Raw genomic sequence first — 22,441 nt, 5'->3', positions numbered from 1 at the left:
CTTTTCTGGTATAATAAAATAGTCTATGGTAGAAAAAGCGTTTTAATCACTCAATGAATGATTGAAAAGAAACGTTTTAATAAGATAAGGATATAGACTATTTTTTGAAGGGAGATTTATCATGCAAGCTTTAGATACAAAACTTCAGCGAGATTTCGGAATTGTTTTTGAAGATAAAACTTTGCTAGAAACAGCTTTTACCCACACTTCTTATGCTAATGAACATCGCCTCCTAAACATTTCACACAATGAACGCTTGGAATTTTTAGGAGACGCGGTTCTTCAACTTTTGATTTCGCAATATCTGTTTAAAAAGTATCCGAAAAAACCAGAGGGAGACTTGTCAAAAATGCGTTCCGTCATTGTACGTGAAGAGTCTTTAGCAGGTTTTTCACGTTACTGTGGATTTGATGAATTTATCAAATTAGGAAATGGTGAAGAAAAATCTGGTGGTCGTAATCGTGATACGATTTTAGGTGACTTATTTGAGGCATTTCTTGGAGCTTTGTTGATGGATCAAGGTGTTGAAGCCGTCAATAAATTCTTAAACCAGGTGATGATTCCACAAGTTGAAAAAGGTAATTTTGAGCGCGTGAAAGATTACAAAACAACACTTCAAGAGTTGTTACAAGGTCACGGTGATGTGACGATTGATTATCGTGTTTCAAACGAATCAGGACCGGCACACGCTAAAGTCTTTGAAGTGACTGTGTACGTTAATGATGAAGCCAAAAGTCAAGGAATCGGAAGATCTAAGAAATTGGCTGAGCAAGATGCTGCTAAAAATGCTCTAGCCTTGCTTCAATAAGACATTTGAAAGGAAATTGATGAGGCAAATGTCCAACCTGTCCTAGGCGATATGTGATAAACCTAGGAAAAGAAGGCTAGTTAAATAGCTTCTTTTCAGGAAGGTAATTTGCCTTTTTATCTCTTATTTTATGTATTTAAAAGAAATCGAAATGCAGGGCTTTAAGTCCTTTGCAGACAAGACAACCATTGAATTTGATAAGGGAGTTACAGCTGTTGTAGGTCCTAATGGCTCTGGTAAGTCCAATATTACAGAAAGTTTGCGTTGGGCGCTCGGTGAATCTTCTGCCAAAAATTTGCGTGGTGGCAAGATGCCAGATGTTATTTTTGCAGGAACTGAGAATCGTAAGCCATTAAACTATGCACAGGTTATTGTGACCTTGGATAACTCTGATGGCTTTATTAAAGACGCCAAAGAAACGATTCGTGTAGAACGTCATATTTATCGTAATGGCGACAGCGAGTATTTGATTGACGGACGTAAGGTGCGCTTGCGTGATATTCATGATTTATTTATGGATACAGGCTTGGGACGTGATTCGTTTTCTGTGATTTCACAAGGGCGTGTCGAAGAAATTTTCAACAGTAAACCTGAGGAACGTCGTGCTATTTTTGAAGAAGCCGCAGGTGTTTTAAAATACAAGACACGTAAGAAAGAAACCCAAACCAAGCTTAATCAAACACAGGATAATTTGGACCGTCTGGACGATATTATCTATGAGTTGGAAACACAAGTGAAGCCATTGGAGCGTCAAGCACAAGTGGCTAAAGAATTTCTTGGCTTGGAAGATGAGCGTAAGCAACTTCATTTGAATATTCTGGTTGAAGATATTCAGGCGGATAAGGGGCGTTTAGCAGAATTAAATCAGTCTTTAACAGCTATTAAAGCTGAGTTGACAGCTTATTATGAACAGCGCCAGCAATTTGAAAGACAAAATCAAAACTTGAAAGAAAAACGTCATCAACTGTCTGAAGAAATATCAAGAAGACAAGAAGGATTGCTTGATATTACCAGAGCAATTTCTGACCTTGAGCGCCAAATGGATTTGATTGCCTTAGAATCAAGTCAAAAAGAAGAGAAAAAACAAGCTGCAAGCTCGCAATTGGCTGATTTGAAGGAAAATCAAGCGAGATTAACAGAAGAATTGGCACAAAAAGAGCAGCAACTCTCACAATTAGATGCCAAATTAGCCCAGACGACAGCTGATATTCAAGCATTGCAGGCTGAATTAGACCGTTTTTCAACCGACCCAGACCAAGTTATCGAAAAACTTCGTGAAGAGTTTGTTGGGTTAATGCAAAAAGAAGCTGATTTATCGAATAAATTGACAGCAACGATTGCTGATATTGACAATCAAAAACAATTGTCAGAATCAAAATCAGAAGAATTGGCGCAGACACAAGAAACGCTAGCAGAAGTAAAATTAACGGCAAAAGAAGCTTTAGAAAACTTTGAAGCAGCTCGTGAAAAAGTCAAAGTCTTGCTTGATGACTATCAAACGTTACACGTGCAAACTGTTCAAGCCGAAAAAGATTACCAACTAGAGCAAACTAAAATGTTTGACCAATTGGATGTTATCAAATCAAAAGAGGCTCGCAAGGCTAGTCTGGAATCTATTCTTAAAAATCACAGCAATTTCTATGCTGGGGTTAAGTCGGTTCTACAGGCTTCAAGTCAGCTAGGTGGTATTATTGGTGCGGTTAGTGAGCATTTGACATTTGAGCGAGATTATCAGACTGCTCTTGAGATTGCACTTGGTGGGTCAAGCCAGCACGTTATTGTCGAAGATGAGGGAGCGGCTAAACGTTCGATTGCCTTTCTAAAGAAAAATCGTCAAGGACGTGCGACATTCTTGCCTTTAACGACTATAAAACCACGTCACTTATCGCAACAAAATCATTCGATTTTGGCTTCAAGTCAAGGTTTTCTTGGTGTTGCAAGCGATTTGGTTTCATTTGATAATCGTTTGGAAAATATCTTCCAAAATCTTCTTGGGGTAACTGCGGTTTTTGACACGGTTGACAATGCTAATAAAGCTGCGCGTGCGCTTCGTTATCAAGTGCGTATTGTAACACTTGATGGTACAGAAATTCGCCCTGGTGGTTCTTTCTCAGGTGGGGCAAATCGTCAAAATAATACCACATTTATCAAACCTGAACTAGATAATCTTGTGGCTGAATTACAAGACTTGCAAACTCAGCAAATCAAACAAGAAAAACGTGTGCAAGAACTCCAAGATGCTTTGAGAGTTAATAAGGAAACTTTAGCTAGTCTCAAAGCGCAAGGAGAGGAAGCGCGTTTTGCTGAACAAAAAGCAGAGCTTGAATACCAACAATTGGCTGAACGCTTGAACGACATTAACCAGCTTTGCGAACGCCTGCAAGAATCAGAAACAGATGGTGGTTCACATGATTTGGAATCACAAAAAACAACACTTGAAGCAGAATTAGCAGAAATAGCTGCGCGTAAACAAGCTTTAACAGTTGAAATTGAGCAAATTAAAGAAAACAAAAATACTATTACGCAAAAAGTTGAAGCTTTGCGTCAACAAGTGTCACAAGCAAAATTAGCTGAACGTGAGTTGTTGAGTGAGCGCAAATTTGAATCGGCTAACAAAACACGCTTAGAAGTTAGTTTAGCTGAAAATAAAGCTGAAATTGCAAAATGCGAGGATTTGTTAGCTTACCATGCTAGCGATAATCAGACTGAAAGTTTGCCAACCTTGCAAAAACAGCATGATGAGGCTGTTACTAGAAAAGCCAGTGAAGAAGAATGCTTAGTTAGCCTCCGTTTTGAATTGGAAGATTGCGAAGCTAATTTAGAAGAACTTGAAGAACAAGTTGCAAAAGAAAATCAGAAAAATGAGGAATTGATTCGTCAGCAAGCGCAATTAGAAGCTCAAATCAATCAAGTTTCTGACCGCTTGCGTACCTTCTCACATGATTTGACAGAAGATTATCACTTGACTTTGGACGAAGCCAAGGAAGCTAGTCAACCAATTGATAATATGGAAAGTGCACGTCAACGTTTACAAGAATTGCGCCGTCGTATCAAGGCATTGGGTCCAATTAACTTAGACGCCATTTCACAATACGATGAAGTGAACGAGCGTTTGACATTCCTTAACGCCCAAAAAGAGGACTTGGTTCATTCTAAGAATCTTTTGCTTGATACGATTAATGACATGGATGATGAAGTGAAAACACGTTTCCAAGTGACTTTCAATGCTATTCGTGATTCATTTAAGCAAACCTTTACTCAAATGTTTGGTGGTGGTTCAGCTGATTTATCACTAACAGAAGGAGACTTGTTAACAGCTGGGGTTGAGATTTCCGTGCAACCGCCAGGGAAGAAAATCCAATCACTTAACCTCATGTCCGGTGGGGAAAAAGCCCTCTCGGCTTTAGCTCTGCTATTTGCCATTATCCGCGTCAAAACCATTCCATTCGTCATTTTGGACGAAGTGGAAGCTGCGCTTGACGAAGCTAATGTGAAACGTTTTGGAGACTACCTCAATCGCTTTGACAAATCAAGTCAGTTCATCGTCGTTACTCACCGTAAGGGAACAATGGCTGCCGCTGATAGCATTTACGGAGTAACCATGCAAGAATCAGGTATTTCTCGTATCGTTTCTGTTAAATTAAAAGAAGCCGAAAATCTAGTGGAATGATAAAATCCACTCCTAAGCTTTAGCAAGAATAACGAACAACCTCCCAACTAGAATCAGTTGGGGGGTTTTGTTGTATTCAAAAGTTTTAGTTTGTTACCGCAGTTTCTGTTTGTGATTCTGTTGTTTCGTCAGCTTGGTTGTCTGATGAAGAAGTTGTGAGTGTGTCATCACTTTCTTCTTGATTATCTGAGAGTTCTGCTGTGTCAGATTCGGTTTGTGTGTTCTGGCTGTATTGCTCTGAAACTTTGTAAAAGACATTGCTGACAAATTGATTAGTTGATTCATAATCAAAACGGCTACCTTGTGTTGCAAATAGGCGGTCACGACCGTAATCAGACGGGTCAGTCTCTGTTATGCTAAAATGCCAGCTAGGAATTTGGCTACCAGCAGCGTAATAATGTAAAATGAAACCACCTCCACTTTCAGTATAAACGTTAGAAATAGCTTCACCGTTTTCATCATAAACGAGAGCAGACAAGATTAATTTGTCGTCAATAATACCTTGTGGTGAAAATTCAAAAGTGTAACCATTAGCGTCCATCCATGTGCCAGCAAGACTTGAGAAATCTGATTGCGCTAGCGCATTGAAATCAAATTGACTAGTCTGTTGACTGACTTGACGGGTGCTAATAAGATTTTCTCCGTCTTTTATCAGTTGCTCTGTGACTTGTTTTTCAGTAGGTGCTTTCAGCAAATCCGCGCGTTTGCTAGCAACGTGGTTCTGTGTTTTTGTTGAAGAGTTTGTTGATTTTGAAAGTTTTTTCTGAGCGTGATGATGTTGGCTAGAAACCGTAGAAGTGTGGTTGTGATTTGAATGGTGTTTTAGAGTAATGACACCGCCACCAACCGCAAGCAGTACCAAACCAGACACTAGGAAGTATGATGTTCTTTTTTTCATTGTAATCCCCTTTTATTTTTTATTTCACTATATATATTCGAAAAAGAATTTTAAAAACTGGAAAAAATTTCAGCTTTATTTAGAAGATTGAAAAGAATGTGTTATTAGCAAGAAAATTGCTGTGTTTTTTGCTAAAATAGAATTATGTAATTCTTTAGGAGTATAATAATGGTAAAATTAGTTGCAACAGATATGGATGGTACGTTTTTAACAAGTAATGGCTATTTTGATAGTAAGCGTCTCCATGATATTCTAGAAAAATTTGAAAAAAATAATATGCTATTTGTCGCAGCGAGCGGACGTTCACTTATGGCTTTGGAAAAAATGTTTGCTGAGCATGCTGATAAAATGGCATTTATTGCGGAAAATGGGACTTTGGTAAAAGTTGGTAAAGACATTGTTTTTGAATCTGGTTTGAGTAAAAAACAATATTTGGAGGTTATTGATACCCTTCTTGAAAGCCCATATATGTTAGGTTATGATTTCCTTTTATCAGGTGAAAGTGGGGCTTATTTACATCCAAAAGCTAGTGATGATTACCTGAATTTTATTAGCAATTATTATGAAAATGTTCAACGTGTGGCTGATTTGGCGCAGGTTGAAGATAATATTTTAAAAGTCACTGCAAACTTTTCAGAAGATACTGTTCGTCAAGGCGAAGCATGGTTTAATGAACGTATTAGTTACGCGCAAGCGGTGACGACAGGCTTTAAATCCGTCGATATTGTTATCCGTGACGTTAATAAACGAACAGGACTAGAAGCACTTTGTCAAACCTTTAACATGGATAAATCAGAAATTGTGGCGTTTGGCGACAATCTTAACGATTTTGAAATGCTTGATTTTGCTGGGACTGCAATTGCGACAGAAAATGCTCGACAAGAAATCAAAGACATCTCAAATGAAATCATCGGGCATTGTGATGAGGAGTCTGTCATGGCTTACATGGAAGGATTGGTAGAGTAATGGCGGATATTAAATTATTAGCCTTGGATTTAGACGGTACACTTTTTAACAGCCAAAAGGTTGTTTCACCAGAAAATAAAAAAGCTTTGCGAGCAGCACGTGATAAGGGAATTAAAGTTGTTATTACGACTGGACGTCCTCTAAAGGCGATTAGCGGTTTGCTTGAAGAGCTAGATTTGATTTCTGATGAGGACTATATCATCACTTTCAATGGTGGTTTGGTTCAAAAGACAAATGGCGATATTTTAGATAAAAGTGAGCTAACACGTGCGCAGCTCAAACGTTTACACAGCACGCTTGAACCGCTTGCTCTTCCATTTGATGTGCTTAGTGACGGAATTGTTTATAGTCTTGCCAGTCAAGGCAATCAGTCCCTTTACCCACAAGCCAACCCCAAACTTAAATTTGTAGAACTAACTTCTTTTGATGATATTCCTGAAAATATTATTTATAACAAAGTCGTTAGCGTGACAAATCCCGAATTTTTGGACAAGCAGATTTTGCAATTTCCGAAAGAATTATACAATGAGTTTGAAATTTTCAAATCACGTGATATTATATTGGAAATGATGCCTAAAGGCGTCCATAAAGCAGCAGGTTTAAATCAGTTGATTCAGCATTTGAACTTACTCCCTGAAAATGTTATGGCTATGGGAGATGAAGAAAACGACCTCTCAATGCTTAAATGGGCTGGTTTAGGTGTCGCAATGGCAAATGGTGTTGCTATTGCGAAAGAAACAGCTAATGCGGTAACAACACGTACCAATGACGAATCAGGTGTTGCAGAAGCTGTTGAAAAATACATTTTAAATGCGTAGTAGAAAGGAAAAGTGGATAAGGTAATCTTATCGATTTTGGTACTTAGTATGGGATTATTTGACCGTTTATTTGGAAATAAGAAAAAAGAAGTTGAGGAGACGGTTGACAGCCAAAGCCAAGAAGAAACACTTCAAGAGGTTGTCGAAACATCAGAACAAACTAGAGCCTCTTCTGATACAGTAAAAGAAACTGTTGAGGTTTCAGAACAAGCAGAAATCGTCAACGATACTGTGGAAGAAACTCCAGAAGTTCAAGACGTTGTTAATGTCAATGGCGAAGCTGAATTTGTTGAAACAGAAACGCTTGTTCAGTCTGAAAATAGCGAAACTGTGGTTGAAAATACAGCTAACCAAACTGAAGAAATTTCAGAAGCAACCGCAGTAACTAATGAGGCTGAAACAGACCAACATTTTTCAGATGTCATGGCTGATTATTATGCGAAAAAAGCAGCTGCTCAAGAGGCTATTGACCGTGGTGAGACAGTTACTTTTGAAGCTGTCGAAACACGTCAAGAAACTGAACCAAAAGAAGTAGTTGTGCAAGAAGCAACCGAAACCGAAGAAGAAAAATACAATCGCAGTCTGAAAAAGACCCGTACTGGTTTCAGTGCACGTTTGAACGCCTTCTTGGCTAATTTCCGTCGTGTTGATGAAGAATTCTTCGAGGAACTAGAAGAAATGCTCATTCTTTCAGACGTTGGAGTGAATGTCGCAACACAATTAACAGAAGATTTGCGTTATGAAGCCAAACTTGAAAATGCTAAGAGAGCTGATGATTTAAAACGTGTTATCATTGAAAAATTAGTTGATATTTACGAAAAAGACGGTGTTTTCAACGAAAAAATTAATTTCCAAGATGATTTAACCGTTATGCTTTTTGTTGGGGTTAATGGTGTCGGAAAAACGACGTCAATCGGTAAATTAGCCTACAAATATAAAAACGAAGGCAAGAAAGTTATGCTTGTTGCTGCTGATACATTCCGCGCTGGTGCGGTTGCGCAGCTTGTTGAATGGGGACGTCGTGTCGGTGTGCCAGTTGTAACAGGACCAGAAAAAGCTGACCCAGCTTCTGTTGTTTTTGACGGTATGGAAAAAGCTGTCGCTGAAAATGTTGATATTCTTCTCATTGATACAGCAGGACGTCTGCAAAATAAAGATAATTTAATGGCAGAGCTTGAAAAAATTGGTCGTATCATTAAGCGTGTCGTGCCAGATGCACCGCATGAAACACTCCTTGCGCTTGATGCTTCAACAGGTCAAAATGCGCTTAGCCAAGCTAAAGAATTCTCAAAAATTACACCGTTAACTGGGCTTATCCTAACTAAAATTGACGGAACGGCTAAAGGTGGTGTTGTTCTTGCCATTCGTCAAGAACTTGATATTCCTGTCAAATTTATTGGATTTGGTGAAAAAATTGATGACATCGGTGAATTTGATTCTGAAGACTTTATGCGTGGTCTCCTAGAAGGGATTGTTTAAAAGCTAATGTTAGAATTTGTCAAAGCACATTTATCAACAATTCTCTTAACGTCATCTACCCTTGTTTTAACAGCCATTTATGCCTTTGAGGCAAACTGGGTTATCATGCTTATTTGGGCATTCGTGTCACTCATAAACATTGGACGACTAGTTTATGCTTATAAACATACTAGCTAACTATTTCATAGTCAAGAATAGAAATCTGAGCTTTGCCTCAGATTTCTTTATTTTTTTCACAATCAACATTGTCAAGGTAAGCTTCCAACTCATGTTTTAATCGGTCATGTTCTTGAATGGTTTGTTGTAATTTTTCGTCAGAAACTTGAATGGCTTTTTGTAACAACTTTTTACGGTCGCTAGATTTAGTTGGGTCATATTGGTATTTTTCAAAAAATTGGCGAATTTCTTTGAGAGACATTTGACTTTGTCTAAGAAATTTTATGGCGTACAACCAATGAATAGAAGCTTCATCAAAAATACGGTTGTTATTCTCATCACGTTGTAAACTTGGGATTAAGTCAAGGTCACAGTAGTGGCGAATAGTGTGTAAGGTTAGCCCAGTTCGTTTGCTAGTTTCTTTAATTGTATATGACATAATGAAATCCTCTAAAAAATAATAGTAAATAGTTGACTTCGGGTTACCCGAGGGGTCTATAATCATGGTATCAAAAAAAGACTACAAAAGTAAAGGAGAAACTTTTATGGCAACATTAGTTCGTGTTCACGGTCAAGGGATTGACCAGTTACAGTTGGATGAGGTTGAACTTCGTGAATTAGCCTCAAATGAAGTGAGAATGACTGTCAAAGCGAGTCGAATTACTGGCGACCAGCTAAACTACATCAAGGGATTGCGTTTGCCAGGAGAAGCTATTCATGAAATTAGCTCTCTTGGATATGAGGCTGCTGGGATTGTGACTGCTATTGGAAAAGCGGTTGATGAAAAGTGGCTTGGTAAGCGAGTTATGCCTGTGGGACCATATGATTTTGAACGTTATCCAAGTTTGGGAGATGATATTATTGTTCCAGCCAGTCGTCTGGTTGAGATTCCAGATAATGTAGATTTTACAGCAGCTGCTAGTACTTGGGTACCATATCTAACAGCTTACCCTGTTTATAGTCAGAGTAATCTAAAATCGGGTGATTATGTGTTGATTATCGCAGGGACTTCTGCTGTTGGTCAAGCGGCGATTGATTTGGCACGTGAATTAGGAGCAATTCCAATTGTGACAACCCGCTCACGCCGTAAAGCAGCGCAACTACGTCATTTGAAACAAGTCGAGCATATTGTCATCAGCTCAGAAGAAGATTTAAAAGTAGCTGTTGGAACGATTACAGGAGGAAAAGGTGTTCAATTCATTTTTGATCCTATTGGTGGTAATACATTGCCTGACTTGCTTCAGGTGGCTAGCGTAGGAGCAAAAATTTATGAATATGGCATTCTTGGTGGCAGTGAGTGCCAATTTTCGGCAGGACTTTTGCTTGGTAAAGGCTTAACGCTTAAGGGGTGGACAGTAAGTGAACTTGTTGAGGATGACTTGGCAAGAAGCCAAGCGGTGACTTACATTTGTGAAAAATTAGCACTTGGTGATTTTAATCCTACTATTGCTAAAACTTACCCTTTAAATCAGATTTGGGAAGCTTATCGTAAACTTGAAGAGAATGACTTTTTAGGAACGATTATTATTGAACCATGACATAGTAGCATAAGCTTCTAATCATCAAGCAAAAACCCCCTTCCAGTTTTGGAGGGGGGCTTGTGTTTAAAAGACACGATAAACGTAAGGATTATCGGGTTCACTAGTCTCTTTCATTTCTGTAATATGAAGAACTGGGAGTGTTTGTTCAAGGGTTTGGTTGTATTCGAGGCTGATTGTGCCTGTTGCGGTAATCCAAGTGTTATCAGCGTAGCTTGTACTGTTTCCAGTTGTCAATAAGCCATAAACACCAGAATCCGCAATACAGTGAATGATACCAAAACGGAAAAGGAATTGATAGCCTTCGTGACCAGGCTCGTTATAAACAAATCCAGTATAAGTAATCTCACGTCCCATAAATTCGTCAGGATAGAGATAGATGAGTTCCATGACTTCCATATAATTTTCGGTTGTGATTTTAAGTTCGCCTGAACCTTTGTATTTTTTGAGTTCTTTCTGCATTTCTTTTTCGTAAGCAGAAGATGTAAAATACAAACTTGTGTCAGGTTTCAGGTATTGGACTGTTGTTCCATCATCACTAACCGTACCAGCAGAACCAGCAGCAAGTGGGAAATTATAGCCTTTGGCAGCTACTGTCGTTGAATCCAGCGTTACCGTAGGAACTAAGAGTCCTACCAAAACTGGAATGACCAAAATCATCGGACTAGTCAGCTTCGCTATTTTTCCATGTAAATGGCTGTGCAATTTCAGGTTTTTCATCCAAATAACCAGTTGAATAACCGCTAAAAGAAATGATAAAACCATGGAAATGTAGGCTAAATAAGCATAGTGAGTATTGATGTATTGATCCAATTTCCCAGAGATTTGAAGATACATGGTTAATTCAAAGTAACCCGCTAAAATTAAAAATCGAATCATCAAATCACCCCCACAAGTAAACAGTAAATAATAATCATCCCAACAGATACTGTGATAAATTGAACGATAAAGCGAGGTTTAAAGGAATTTACCATCATCATTAGGTTTTTAATATCTACCATTGGTCCAATCAAAAGAAAGGCTAGAACAGGTGCTGTACCAAAACTTGATAGCAAGGAAGCTCCGATAAAGGCATCTGCTTCACTACAAAGAGAAAGAATGAATGCCAGTAACATCATGACTAAAATGGCTGTAAGGGCATTACCACCAATTCTGGTCAAAATGCGTGTTGGCAGGTAAATTTGCATTCCTGAAGCTACCAGGGTACCAAAAACCAAATAACGTCCAGTATCGAAAAATTCATCAATTGCGTGCGCAAGAGCTAAGAAAATTTTGCGATACCATGTTTCACCAGAATAATCATGAAAATGTGTTGGTTTAGCATTTTCCTTGAGGATATTTTCATCAACCACAAATCCCAGCATGATACCCAACGTAATAGCAACAATAATAGCACCAAGCAGTCGTAAACCTAAGAAGCGCCAGCTATTTCCAAAGGCTGAATAGGTGGCAAAAAGGACGATTGGGTTGATAATCGGAGCTGTTGCCAAGAAAGGAACAGCGGTGTAACTAGGAACTTTTTTCTCTAAAAAGCGCGTGATAATGGGAACAATACCACATTCGCAGGACGGAAAGACAAAACCGATAAAAGTTCCAAAAAGGATTCGTAAAAAACGATTTCGAGGTAGAAAACGTTGTACCAAATCAGGCGTAACATAAACCTCAATGAAGCCAGAAAGAATAGTTCCTAGCAAAACAAAAGGCAGTGCCTCGATAATGATTGAAATAAAAATCGCAAACCATTGTAAGACACTAGCAGGTAAATTATTAAAAATTTCCATAAAAATTAATCAGTCGCTTTCTCAGCTTTTTTGTCCTTAACTTTCTTTTCTTTTTCAGGGTCGCTAGAGATTTTAGGAATACTTGCAAAGCTTGCAAACATTGACTCTAAATCATCTTGACGTTTATGTGTGATAGCCATAAGGCACCTCTTTTCTATATGTAATCACCTCTTATTATACTATCAATCCTCAAATAGTACAAAAACTAAGCAGACAAGTTAGCTATTTTAATGCGAAATAGTATGTCATTTAGACATTTATCTGCCTAAGAAATTGGCGTGAATTTCTCATTATTGCATTTAAAAATCTAAGTGAAAACCTGAGATTCAGCTGATTTATGATATAATAGAAGCACTATGGAAAATGAAAATGTAACAAAAATTGCTCAAGATTTAAACATCAAAGAGAGCCAAATTGCCAAAGTTCTAGACTTGACTTCACAAGGGAATACCATTCCTTTCATTGCTCGTTACCGTAAGGAAATGACAGGTAATTTGGATGAAGTACAAATTAAAGCTATCATTGACTTGGATAAAAGCATGACAGCTTTAGCAGACCGTAAAGCGACTGTTCTTGCTAAAATTGAAGAACAAGGTAAGCTTACTGCGGAACTCAAAAAAGCTATTGAGAACGCTGAAAAGTTGGCAGACGTTGAGGAACTTTATCTTCCTTACAAGGAAAAACGTCGTACTAAAGCCACTATCGCCAGAGAAGCAGGGCTATTTCCACTAGCTCGTTTAATTTTGCAAAATAAGCCTTCGCTTGAAGTAGAAGCAGCGAATTTTATAACAGAAGGGTTTGAAACAGCTGACAAGGCACTTGCTGGCGCTTGTGAAATTCTTATTGAAGCTTTTTCGGAGGACAACAAGCTCCGCTCATGGGTTTACAATGAAATCTGGTCTTACAGCTCAATCATATCAACAGTTAAAGACGAAGCTGCCGATGATAATAAAACCTTCCAAATTTACTATGATTTTTCAGAGAAAGTTTCTAAAATCCAAGGTTATCGTATTTTGGCACTTAATCGTGGTGAAAAACTCGGTATTTTAAAAGTTGGTTTCGAGCATAACATTGATAAAATGGTGCGCTTCATGGGAGCTCGTTTTAAAAATAAAAATGCTTATATTGATGATGTCATCGCAGGAACGATTAAGAAAAAAATCGTTCCTGCTATGGAACGCCGTGTTCACAGTGAGTTAACAGAAAGTGCAGAGGATGGTGCAATCGAACTGTTCTCAGAAAATCTTCGCAATCTCCTTTTGGTGTCTCCTTTGAAAGGAAAAATGGTGTTAGGATTTGACCCAGCCTTTCGTACAGGAGCTAAGTTAGCTGTTGTTGACCAAACAGGAAAATTGATGACTACCCAAGTTATCTATCCTGTTCCGCCAGCTAGTCAGGCTAAAATCGAGCAATCGAAAAAAGATTTAGCAGAGCTCATTCGCACATATGGTGTTGAGATTATTGCTATCGGAAATGGGACTGCTAGCCGTGAAAGTGAAGCCTTTGTGGCACAAGTTTTGAAAGATTTTCCAGATGTTTCTTACGTGATTGTCAATGAAAGCGGAGCTTCTGTCTATTCCGCATCTGAATTGGCACGTCACGAGTTTCCAGATTTGACCGTTGAAAAACGCTCTGCTATTTCCATTGCGCGTCGTTTGCAAGACCCACTTGCAGAATTGGTTAAAATCGATCCAAAATCAATTGGTGTCGGACAATATCAGCACGACGTTAGTCAGAAAAAACTTGCCGAAAACCTTGATTTTGTTGTAGATACCGTTGTTAACCAAGTTGGTGTTAATATCAATACAGCAAGCCCCGCGCTATTAGCCCACGTTTCAGGATTAAATAAAACAATTTCTGAAAATATTGTCAAATACCGTGATGAAAATGGACGAATTGCTTCGCGTGAAGAAATCAAAAAAGTTCCACGTCTGGGAGCTAAGGCTTTTGAACAAGCAGCAGGTTTCTTGCGTATTCCAGGGGCAGAAAATATCCTTGACAATACAGGCGTTCACCCAGAGTCTTATAAAGCCGTTGAACGTTTATTGAAAGAATTAAATATCACAGATTTAGATGATTCAGCAAAAACAAAACTGCAATCTGTTTCAATTGAAACGATGGCTGAAACCATTAATATCGGGCAAGAAACGCTTAAAGATATTATCGCTGACCTCTTAAAACCAGGGCGTGATTTGCGTGATGATTTTGAAGCACCTGTGCTCCGCCAAGATGTTTTGGATATTTCAGACCTTGAAATTGGGCAAAAATTAGAAGGAACTGTCCGCAATGTCGTTGATTTTGGTGCATTTGTTGATATTGGTTTGCATGATGACGGTTTGATTCATATTTCACAAATGAGCAAGTCCTTTGTCAAACACCCAAGTCAAGTGGTTTCTGTCGGAGACGTTGTGACGGTTTGGGTTTCAAAAATCGATAAGGAACGCGGAAAAATCAATCTTTCCTTGGTAGACTTACGTGAACTTAACTAATTTTATCAAAACAGTCTCACGAGAAGATTTCGGAAAAGAATTTCGCCACACGGCAGTTTGGAATCCACGTTTGCGGACAACAGGTGGTCGTTTTTTCCCAGCTGATGGGCATTTGGATTTTAATCCCAAGATTTATGAAGCATTTGGTGTTGACGTTTTTCGAAAAATTGTTCGCCATGAGCTTTGCCATTATCATTTGTATTTTGAGGGAAAAGGCTATAAGCACGCTGATGCCGATTTTAAAGCATTATTGAAAGCAGTTGATGGTCTGCGTTACGCGCCAGCCATGCCCCAAAAGACGGAAAAATACCTATACCGTTGCCAAAAATGTGGACAAGACTATCACCGAAAACGTCGTGTCAATACCCAAAAATACCGTTGTGGACGTTGCCACGGCAAGCTCTTAGAAATCAAAAATCAAGAAATTTAGAGAAACATTTTTTCTTCAGTATAAAATCAGTCGTAGGACTGATTTTATTTTAAGGGCGATTAGGTATAATAATCATAGTGAGATAAAAAGAAGGAAGGGACTAAAATGAAATCAGCTCTTTATAAACAGCGAAAAAATAAACTGGTTTGTGGTGTCTGTGCCGGAATTGCTGATAAGTTTGGTTGGGACTTGCCTTTGACGCGTGTCCTGACAGCATTGCTGATGTATTTTTATGGCTTTGGCATTGTCATTTATATTCTTTTAGCAATTTTTCTTCCTTACAAAGAAGATATCACTCGCGACCATTATGGAACGGGACCACGCCGACGTAAGGATGCTGAAGTCGTTGACGAAGATGACGACAACGACGGTTGGTTTTGGTAAAAACTGACAGTTCAACTTCAATGTAGCAAAAACTTGACACTTATAGGGATAACAGGAACTTATAAAGGTCTTTCAAAACAGGAAAAGCTCAGAGCATGATTGTTCTGGGCTTTTGATTTGGTAGCTTTTTATTAGCAGGAAATTGACAATATTTTTGAATAAGTCTGCGTGAGCGCTTACTTTTGCAGGTTAATGTGATATAATAATGAAAAAAAGAGGAAAAGGATTGAACAAAAATTGATGATAAACTGAAAATAGCTTGTGGTTTAGTCAAGCTTATTTTCTAAAATTTTCAATTTATTTACACAGTCACGAGGTGATTGGTAAATGGTTCATGGTACATCAAATGTCGGTTACTGTAAAAATGTTGGTGGACAAGGTCAAGCTAGATGTTATCTACGGTGATGATGACTTATTAGCTAAAGAAATTACAACGTCAGATATTTCACGACCTGGGCTTGAGATGACAGGTTATTTTGATTATTATTCGCCGGAACGCCTGCAATTGCTAGGGATGAAAGAGTGGTCTTATCTTACCAAAATGTCATCACATAATCGTCATCAAGTTTTGACAGAAATGATTAAGCCAGAGACACCTGCCATTATTGTGGCGCGTAATCTAGCCATTCCAGATGAAATGTTGGCAGCTGCTAAAGAAAAAGGCATTGCTGTCTTGCAAAGTCATGTGCCAACAAGTCGTTTATCTGGTGAAATGTCATGGTATCTGGATTCTTGCCTTGCCGAACGCACTAGCGTTCATGGTGTTCTCATGGATATTTACGGTATGGGAGTTTTAATTCAAGGTGATTCAGGAATTGGTAAAAGTGAAACTGGTCTTGAATTAGTCAAACGTGGTCACCGCTTGGTGGCTGATGACCGTGTCGATGTATTTGCCAAAGACGAGGAAACACTTTGGGGTGAACCCGCAGAAATTCTCCGTCATTTGCTTGAAATTCGAGGTGTTGGTATCATTGACGTGATGAGCTTGTACGGTGCTAGCGCTGTTAAAGATTCATCACAAGTTCAATTGGCAATTTACTTAGAGAATTTTGAATCAGATAAAATCTTTGACCGCTTAGGAAATAGTAACGAAGAAATCGAGTTATCTGGTGTAAAAATTCCGCGCGTGCGTATCCCAGTAAAAACAGGACGTAACGTGTCAGTCGTTATTGAAGCAGCAGCCATGAACTACCGTGCTAAACAAATGGGATTTGATGCAACTAAGACATTTGAGGACCGCCTCACTCAGCTTATTAGCCAAAACGAGGAGGACTAATGATTGATCCAGTTGCTATCCAGTTAGGTCCTATTAGTATTCGTTGGTATGCGATTTTCATTGTTTCAGGGTTACTTCTTGCTGTTTATTTAGCGATGAAAGAAGCACCGCGTCGGAAGATAATTCCTGATGATATTTTAGATTTTATTTTAATTGCATTCCCACTTGCGATTATTGGTGCTCGTGTTTATTATGTCATTTTTGATTGGTCTTATTATGCTAATCAGCCATTGAGCGAAATAGTTGCCATTTGGAACGGTGGCCTTGCTATTTACGGTGGCTTGATTACAGGAGCAATCGTATTGTTTGTTTTTTCTTATTACCGAGCAATCAATCCACTCGATTTTTTGGACATTGCAGCACCTGGTGTCATGATTGCGCAAGCTATTGGACGATGGGGAAATTTCATAAATCAAGAAGCTTATGGTAAAATAGTAGATAATCTGAATTACCTACCAGATTTTATCAAGAACCAGATGTATATTGATGGTTCGTATCGTGTTCCGACATTTTTATATGAATCATTGTGGAATTTATTAGGATTTGTGATTGTCATGAGCCTAAGACACCGACCACGTTTCTTCAAACAAGGTGAAATTGCCTTCTTTTACCTCATTTGGTATGGTTGTGGGCGTTTTGTCATCGAAGGAATGCGGACAGATAGTCTAATGTTACTCGGAATTCGAGTATCGCAATGGCTTTCTGCTCTACTCGTTTTGATTGGTGTGGTCTTGGTTATCTGGAGAAGAAAACAGAAAGATGTTCCGTATTATCAGGAATAAAAATAGGTAGATGGGAGAAAAAATGTTTGAAGTAGCACTATTAATTATTGCCATTGCTTTTGCTGTTTTGGTTGGCGTTTTTATACCACTTGGTGTTAAACTATATAAAACAGTTGATGTTGTAAATGAGACAATTGATGAAACAAAGCAGACCATAAAAGTGTTGACCAGTGATGTTAACGTCACTCTTCATCAGACCAATGAAATCTTGGCTAAAGCTAATGTTTTAGTTGAGGATGTTAATGGCAAGGTGTCGACAATTGATCCACTTTTTGTGGCAGTTGCAGAGTTGTCTGAGACTGTTTCGGACTTGAATACACAAGCTCGTAACATCACTCAAAAAGCTACTCAAGCCTCATCAAATGTTAGCAAAGCTGGTGCAGCATTTGCTGTTGGTAAAGTTGCCTCAAAATTATTTCGTAAAAAAGGAGAAGAAGCATGAGTAAACTATTGAAAAACGTGATTATTGGTGTTGCCTCTGGTGCAGCCGCAGCTTATTTCCTATCTACCGAAAAAGGTAAGAAATTCCAAAAGAAAGCCGCTAAAGCTTACGAGGCTTATAAAGAAAATCCTGCTGAATATCATCAAAAAGCAAAAGATAAAGCAACAGAATACACAGATTTAGCTGTTGATACCTTCAACGACTACCGCCAAAAATTTGAATCTGGTGAATTAACAACCGATGAATTTTTGGATACAGTAAAAGAAAAAGGTAAAGCCGCAGCCGATTTTGCTTCTGAAAAAGTCTCAGAATTCACTTCTAAAGTATCTGAAGCGGTTAACGAAGCAGAAGAAGCTAAAGAAGAAACAAAAGCAGAAGTCGATGACATTATCATTGACTACACACAAGACGAAGAAGCCCCAGCAACTGAAAAGCCTGAGACTACTACCGAAGAAGCTGATGAAGAATAATAAAAAGGTCCAGTGGACCTTTTTATGTTCGAGCCCGAAAACAGGAAAGCGAGAAGGTGCCAGTGGACCTTTTTATGTTCGAGCCCGAAAACAGGAAAGCGAGAAGGTGCCAGTGGACCTTTTTATGTTCGAGCCTGAAAACAGGAAAGCGAGAAGGTGCCAGTGGACCTTTTTATGTTCGAGTCTGAAAATAGGAAAGCTAAGAAAAATATCAAAAATCATTCTCACAATCTAAAAAGCGGTCAGTTGAACACATGACCGCTTTTCTAATATGGAAAATATAAAAACAACCCCAAAGTGGAGTTGTAGTAGTTCATTTCAATGTCTTAAAGACCAAATAATACTTGAAACAGCTGACGTAATAGCTAGGCTAATAAGAGAGGCAAATAAGAAAGCCCAGATTGGAGCTAGATTCAAGACCAGCAAAAAGAATGAAATGACGACAGTCGAAATTCCAAATAATGCAATACGAGCAAAAAACATTAACTCTTTTAATTTAGCATTTCTGTGGTCAATTTCTTGAAATTCTTGAAATTTTGGTGCATTATCTTCTTGATAATGCCGTTCTTCAAGCTCTTTGTGTTGCTTTAATGGTGTTGGCATAATCCTCTCTCCTCTGATACTTAGATATCATACCATAAATTAACAAATTTGTCACCTTTTTTTAAAAAATCCCTTGACTGATGTTAAAAAATATGTTTAAAATAGTTGTTCCTCTTTTTTGTTTCAAAATGAGGATTTCTTTTTGAGCCTCTCCTCTCATAAAGTTTTTCTCATTTTGAGATGTCACTAAAACTTTTTAGAAAGCTATAACAATAAGATTTTAGAGGATATCTGTGACTAATTGTTATAGGAGTGGTATAATTAAAACGTTATGGAAAAAATAATTATTACTGCGACAGCTGAATCTATTGAGCAGGTCAAAGAGCTTTTAGATGCAGGTGTTGATCGTATTTATGTGGGTGAGGAAAACTATGGTTTACGTTTGCCTCATAATTTTACTTATGATGAACTTTCTGAAATCGCTAAGCTAGTTCATGATGCTGGAAAAGAACTAAGTATCGCTTGCAATGCTTTGTTGCACCAAGATATGATTAATGCGGTTCGCCCATATCTTGATTTTTTGAAAGATATTAAAGCCGATTATCTAGTAGCAGGAGATGCAGGTGTTTTTCACATCAATAAAAATGAAGGCTACGATTTCAAGATGATTTATGATGTTTCTGTTTTTGTAACATCAAGTCGTCAAGTGAATTTCTGGGGAGACCATGGCGCTAGTGAAGTCGTTCTTGCTCGTGAAATCCCGTCGGTCGAATTGTTCAAAATGTCAGAAAATCTTCGCTACCCAGCTGAAGTGCTTGTTTACGGAGCTACTGTCATTCATCATTCAAAACGTCCATTATTGCAAAATTATTACAATTTTACGCATAATGATGATGAAAAAACACGTGAGCGTGGTCTTTTCCTTGCTGAACCAAGCAATAAAGACTCTCATTACTCAATTTTTGAGGATAAACATGGCACACATATTTTTGATACTGATGATCTTGATATGATGCCAAAATTGACAGAGTTAACTGACCATAATTTCACTCATTGGAAATTGGACGGTATTTATTGTCCAGGGCATGATTTTGTTGAGATTGTTAAATGCTTTGTCAAAGCTAAAGAATTGATTGAAGCAGCTGAATTTACACAAGACCAAGCTTTCTTATTGGATGAAGAAATTCGTAAATTACATCCAAAAGGTCGCACACTTGGAACTGGATTCTATGAATTTGATCCAGAGGAAGTGAAGTAAAACTACCCAAAAATGAACTCTTGTCATGATTGAGTTACTATTTCAGGGCATGACAAGTTAGCTAATTAACTGAAATTGTTGTAAAGATATTTATCTTTAAATTTTACTATCTTGGAAATAGGAATATAATAATGTCAGAAAAAACTTTAAAACGTCCAGAGGTTTTAGCACCTGCTGGTACTCTTGAGAAATTAAAAGTCGCTGTTGATTATGGAGCTGATGCAGTCTTTGTCGGTGGACAAGCTTACGGTCTTCGTAGCCGTGCTGGTAACTTCACGATGGAAGAATTGCAAGAAGGGATTAATTATGCCCATGCGCATGGCGCTAAGGTCCATGTCGCAGCAAATATGGTTACCCACGAAGGAAACGAAACTGGTGCAGGAGAGTGGTTCCGTGAACTTCGTGATATGGGCTTGGATGCCGTTATCGTATCTGACCCAGCACTTATGGTAATTTGTTTAACAGAAGCACCAGGTTTAGAAGTCCATGTGTCAACACAAGCTTCGACAACCAACTATGAAGCCTTTGCTTTCTGGGAAGAAATTGGTGTGTCTCGTGTCGTTTTGGCGCGTGAAGTCGGCATTGCTGAAATTGAAGAAATTCGCAAACACACCTCACTTGAAATTGAAGCCTTCGTTCACGGCGCAATGTGTATCGGTTATTCAGGACGTTGTGTCCTTTCTAATCACATGAGCCACCGTGATGCTAACCGTGGCGGTTGTTCACAATCTTGCCGCTGGAAATATGACCTTTACGATATGCCATTCGGTCAAGAACGTAAAAGTCTTGAAGGTGAAATTCCAGAGCCCTTTTCAATGTCATCAGTTGATATGTGTATGATTGAACACTTGCCTGATTTGATTGAAAATGGTGTTGATAGCTTTAAGATTGAAGGTCGTATGAAATCAATTCATTACGTATCAACAGTCACAAACTGCTACCGTGCAGCTGTCGATGCTTACCTAGAAAGCCCAGCAAAATTCGAAGCTATCAAAGGTGAATTACTTGATGAGCTTTGGAAAGTTGCCCAACGTGAATTGGCAACTGGCTTCTACTACCAAACACCAACAGAAAACGAGCAACTCTTTGGTGCTCGTCGTAAAATACCACAATATAAATTTGTCGGTGAAGTTGTTGCCTTTGACGAAGAAACAATGACAGCAACAATCCGTCAACGTAACGTTATTCTCGAAGGAGATGCCGTCGAATTCTACGGACCAGGATTCCGTCATTTTGAAACTTACATCAAAGATTTGCATGATGCTGATGGCAATAAAATTGATCGTGCTCCAAATCCAATGGAATTATTGACAATCACTGTCCCTCAAGCGGTTCAAGCAGGAGATATGATTCGTGCTCGTAAAGAAGGACTTGTGAACCTTTATAAAAGCGACGGTTCTAGCAAAACTGTTAGAGCATAATCAGTAATAATTATTAAAAAATGAACGACTCTTAAACGTAATGGCGTAGGGTCGTTCATTTTTTGTCTAGTTCTTGAGATTTACGGACAGTTGGTGGTACCAATGTCAAACGATTGATATCGCTGATAGCGATGATTGTTGAGATATTCTTTTGGAAGTTTTTGAGGATTAATTTGTCATTTTTGGGGTCGTATTTGACCAAATCACCTGTAAAACTGCCGTCTTTGTAAATAGCATGGAGCGCTAATTGCTTTTCTTGCGCTTCTTTGATGGTTGTGATGATTTTGTGAGTTTTCAGATTAATATCTGCGGCTGGTTGAGCACGAAAGTCAATATACGCCTGTGCTTGCCTTTTTAAACGTTTGATAAGATTTTTCATAGTCATTTACCTAAAAAATTGATAAAATGATTATACACCTTTTGAAGAAAAAAATAAATAATCAAAAGTTTAGAAAGTTTTTTTACGAATATATATATTAGGAGGAAGATTTATTATGTCAGAATTTAAATTTGAAATTGTTGAACACTTACTTACCCTATCTGAGAGCGATAAAGGTTGGACAAAAGAATTGAACCGTGTCAGTTTTAACGGAGCAGAGCCAAAATTTGATATCCGTTCATGGAGCCCAGACCACAGCAAAATGGGCAAAGGTGTGACACTCACAAATGATGAATTTAAAATCATCTTGGACGCTTTCCGCGGCTAAGTTAGAGATAAAAGAGGCTGAGACAAAAGTACTCAGCTTCTTTATTTATATGGTTATTATTTACAAGGCGCAGTGGTTTGGAGAAACTCTGTTGACTTTAGTCAACTTAGAGTTTCCCATGCACA

Annotated in this window: 24 protein-coding genes; 17 read left to right on the top strand and 7 right to left on the bottom strand. The window is 38.4% G+C overall.

Annotation, left to right across the window (positions count from 1 at the left end; genetic code table 11):
* The first annotated feature begins 121 nt into the window (after window positions 1-121).
* Window positions 122-808, top strand: a complete 687-nt coding sequence (gene rnc, locus BTR42_RS09050; RefSeq protein ID WP_009854642.1) for a ribonuclease III — start codon at window positions 122-124, stop codon at window positions 806-808.
* 130 nt (window positions 809-938) lie between these two features.
* Complete coding sequence (smc, locus tag BTR42_RS09045) at window positions 939-4,478, top strand: chromosome segregation protein SMC (RefSeq protein ID WP_077497389.1); 3,540 nt, start codon at window positions 939-941, stop codon at window positions 4,476-4,478.
* An 85-nt stretch (window positions 4,479-4,563) separates the two neighbouring features.
* Here the strand turns inward: smc and BTR42_RS09040 are convergent, their stop codons facing one another.
* Entirely contained in the window at window positions 4,564-5,376 is an 813-nt protein-coding gene (locus tag BTR42_RS09040) for a DUF6287 domain-containing protein (protein ID WP_061458275.1), read from the bottom strand.
* Window positions 5,377-5,544: 168 nt separating this feature from the next.
* On the opposite strand from BTR42_RS09040, the gene BTR42_RS09035 reads away from it, so the two are divergent.
* Genes BTR42_RS09035 through BTR42_RS09020 form a run of 4 tightly spaced genes read left to right on the top strand, consistent with a single transcriptional unit; the run spans window position 5,545 to window position 8,816 of the window.
* The gene (locus tag BTR42_RS09035; RefSeq protein WP_012962234.1) at window positions 5,545-6,342 is read left to right on the top strand and encodes a Cof-type HAD-IIB family hydrolase; all 798 of its coding nucleotides are present in this window, start codon (window positions 5,545-5,547) and stop codon (window positions 6,340-6,342) included.
* Window positions 6,342-7,160 carry a Cof-type HAD-IIB family hydrolase gene (locus tag BTR42_RS09030; protein ID WP_009854638.1) on the top strand — a complete coding sequence of 273 codons (819 nt, stop codon included), beginning with the start codon at window positions 6,342-6,344 and terminating at the stop codon, window positions 7,158-7,160. The genes BTR42_RS09035 and BTR42_RS09030 overlap by 1 nt, the downstream gene beginning before the upstream one ends.
* A 48-nt stretch (window positions 7,161-7,208) precedes the next feature.
* The gene (gene ftsY, locus BTR42_RS09025) at window positions 7,209-8,639 is read left to right on the top strand and encodes a signal recognition particle-docking protein FtsY (RefSeq protein ID WP_077497387.1); all 1,431 of its coding nucleotides are present in this window, start codon (window positions 7,209-7,211) and stop codon (window positions 8,637-8,639) included.
* Window positions 8,640-8,645: 6 nt separating this feature from the next.
* Complete coding sequence (locus tag BTR42_RS09020; RefSeq protein WP_009854636.1) at window positions 8,646-8,816, top strand: hypothetical protein; 171 nt, start codon at window positions 8,646-8,648, stop codon at window positions 8,814-8,816.
* A 37-nt stretch (window positions 8,817-8,853) separates the two neighbouring features.
* On the opposite strand, the gene BTR42_RS09015 is transcribed toward BTR42_RS09020, so the two are convergent.
* Window positions 8,854-9,234: a MerR family transcriptional regulator gene (locus BTR42_RS09015; protein ID WP_061458271.1), complete on the bottom strand. Its 381-nt coding sequence runs from the start codon at window positions 9,232-9,234 to the stop codon at window positions 8,854-8,856.
* Window positions 9,235-9,340: 106 nt separating this feature from the next.
* On the opposite strand from BTR42_RS09015, the gene BTR42_RS09010 reads away from it, so the two are divergent.
* Window positions 9,341-10,333: a zinc-binding dehydrogenase gene (locus tag BTR42_RS09010; RefSeq protein ID WP_231873051.1), complete on the top strand. Its 993-nt coding sequence runs from the start codon at window positions 9,341-9,343 to the stop codon at window positions 10,331-10,333.
* A gap of 66 nt (window positions 10,334-10,399) precedes the next feature.
* On the opposite strand, the gene BTR42_RS09005 is transcribed toward BTR42_RS09010, so the two are convergent.
* The 3 genes from BTR42_RS09005 to BTR42_RS08995 are packed head-to-tail and all read right to left on the bottom strand — an operon-like array spanning window position 10,400 to window position 12,254.
* Window positions 10,400-11,212 carry a TIGR03943 family putative permease subunit gene (locus BTR42_RS09005; RefSeq protein WP_009854633.1) on the bottom strand — a complete coding sequence of 271 codons (813 nt, stop codon included), beginning with the start codon at window positions 11,210-11,212 and terminating at the stop codon, window positions 10,400-10,402.
* Entirely contained in the window at window positions 11,212-12,114 is a 903-nt protein-coding gene (locus BTR42_RS09000; RefSeq protein WP_003065751.1) for a permease, read from the bottom strand. Before BTR42_RS09000 ends, BTR42_RS09005 begins: the two co-directional genes overlap by 1 nt.
* A gap of 5 nt (window positions 12,115-12,119) precedes the next feature.
* Window positions 12,120-12,254, bottom strand: coding sequence for an SPJ_0845 family protein (locus tag BTR42_RS08995; RefSeq protein ID WP_003065749.1), 135 nt, complete (start codon window positions 12,252-12,254; stop codon window positions 12,120-12,122).
* A gap of 216 nt (window positions 12,255-12,470) precedes the next feature.
* Here BTR42_RS08995 and BTR42_RS08990 point away from each other — a divergent pair, with 216 nt between their 5' ends.
* The 7 genes from BTR42_RS08990 (at window position 12,471) to BTR42_RS08960 (ending at window position 18,387) form a co-directional block, all read left to right on the top strand.
* Window positions 12,471-14,603 (top strand): Tex family protein, encoded by a 2,133-nt coding sequence (locus BTR42_RS08990; RefSeq protein WP_061458268.1) that lies wholly within the window; start codon window positions 12,471-12,473, stop codon window positions 14,601-14,603.
* A complete protein-coding gene (locus BTR42_RS08985) occupies window positions 14,590-15,033 on the top strand; it encodes a SprT family protein (RefSeq protein WP_009854630.1) in 444 nt (147 codons plus the stop codon). Before BTR42_RS08990 ends, BTR42_RS08985 begins: the two co-directional genes overlap by 14 nt.
* Window positions 15,034-15,138: 105 nt before the next feature.
* Window positions 15,139-15,417: a PspC domain-containing protein gene (locus BTR42_RS08980; RefSeq protein WP_003065742.1), complete on the top strand. Its 279-nt coding sequence runs from the start codon at window positions 15,139-15,141 to the stop codon at window positions 15,415-15,417.
* A 346-nt stretch (window positions 15,418-15,763) separates the two neighbouring features.
* A complete protein-coding gene (gene hprK / locus BTR42_RS08975) occupies window positions 15,764-16,693 on the top strand; it encodes an HPr(Ser) kinase/phosphatase (protein ID WP_074627839.1) in 930 nt (309 codons plus the stop codon).
* Window positions 16,693-17,475: a prolipoprotein diacylglyceryl transferase gene (lgt, locus tag BTR42_RS08970; protein ID WP_009854628.1), complete on the top strand. Its 783-nt coding sequence runs from the start codon at window positions 16,693-16,695 to the stop codon at window positions 17,473-17,475. Before hprK ends, lgt begins: the two co-directional genes overlap by 1 nt.
* A gap of 22 nt (window positions 17,476-17,497) precedes the next feature.
* Entirely contained in the window at window positions 17,498-17,917 is a 420-nt protein-coding gene (locus BTR42_RS08965) for a DUF948 domain-containing protein (protein ID WP_013643294.1), read from the top strand.
* The gene (locus BTR42_RS08960; RefSeq protein WP_009854626.1) at window positions 17,914-18,387 is read left to right on the top strand and encodes a YtxH domain-containing protein; all 474 of its coding nucleotides are present in this window, start codon (window positions 17,914-17,916) and stop codon (window positions 18,385-18,387) included. The genes BTR42_RS08965 and BTR42_RS08960 overlap by 4 nt, the downstream gene beginning before the upstream one ends.
* A 318-nt stretch (window positions 18,388-18,705) precedes the next feature.
* Here BTR42_RS08960 and BTR42_RS08950 read toward each other — a convergent pair whose 3' ends face one another.
* The gene (locus BTR42_RS08950) at window positions 18,706-18,990 is read right to left on the bottom strand and encodes a DUF3270 domain-containing protein (RefSeq protein ID WP_009854624.1); all 285 of its coding nucleotides are present in this window, start codon (window positions 18,988-18,990) and stop codon (window positions 18,706-18,708) included.
* A gap of 271 nt (window positions 18,991-19,261) precedes the next feature.
* Here BTR42_RS08950 and BTR42_RS08945 point away from each other — a divergent pair, with 271 nt between their 5' ends.
* Together BTR42_RS08945 and BTR42_RS08940 are read left to right on the top strand one after the other, a co-directional pair.
* Window positions 19,262-20,188, top strand: a complete 927-nt coding sequence (locus BTR42_RS08945) for a peptidase U32 family protein (RefSeq protein ID WP_077497382.1) — start codon at window positions 19,262-19,264, stop codon at window positions 20,186-20,188.
* A 131-nt stretch (window positions 20,189-20,319) separates the two neighbouring features.
* Window positions 20,320-21,609 (top strand): peptidase U32 family protein, encoded by a 1,290-nt coding sequence (locus tag BTR42_RS08940; RefSeq protein ID WP_009854622.1) that lies wholly within the window; start codon window positions 20,320-20,322, stop codon window positions 21,607-21,609.
* Window positions 21,610-21,664: 55 nt separating this feature from the next.
* On the opposite strand, the gene BTR42_RS08935 is transcribed toward BTR42_RS08940, so the two are convergent.
* On the bottom strand, window positions 21,665-21,988 hold the full coding sequence (locus BTR42_RS08935; RefSeq protein WP_012962226.1) for a hypothetical protein: 324 nt from the start codon (window positions 21,986-21,988) through the stop codon (window positions 21,665-21,667).
* A gap of 115 nt (window positions 21,989-22,103) precedes the next feature.
* Between BTR42_RS08935 and BTR42_RS08930 the strand changes: the two genes are divergently transcribed.
* Entirely contained in the window at window positions 22,104-22,316 is a 213-nt protein-coding gene (locus BTR42_RS08930) for a YdbC family protein (RefSeq protein WP_003065722.1), read from the top strand.
* The last annotated feature ends 125 nt before the right edge of the window (window positions 22,317-22,441 follow it).

This window comes from Streptococcus gallolyticus subsp. gallolyticus DSM 16831, from assembly GCF_002000985.1.
GTDB classification, from domain to species: domain Bacteria; phylum Bacillota; class Bacilli; order Lactobacillales; family Streptococcaceae; genus Streptococcus; species Streptococcus gallolyticus.
This window is presented reverse-complemented; position numbering and strand designations above follow the sequence as displayed.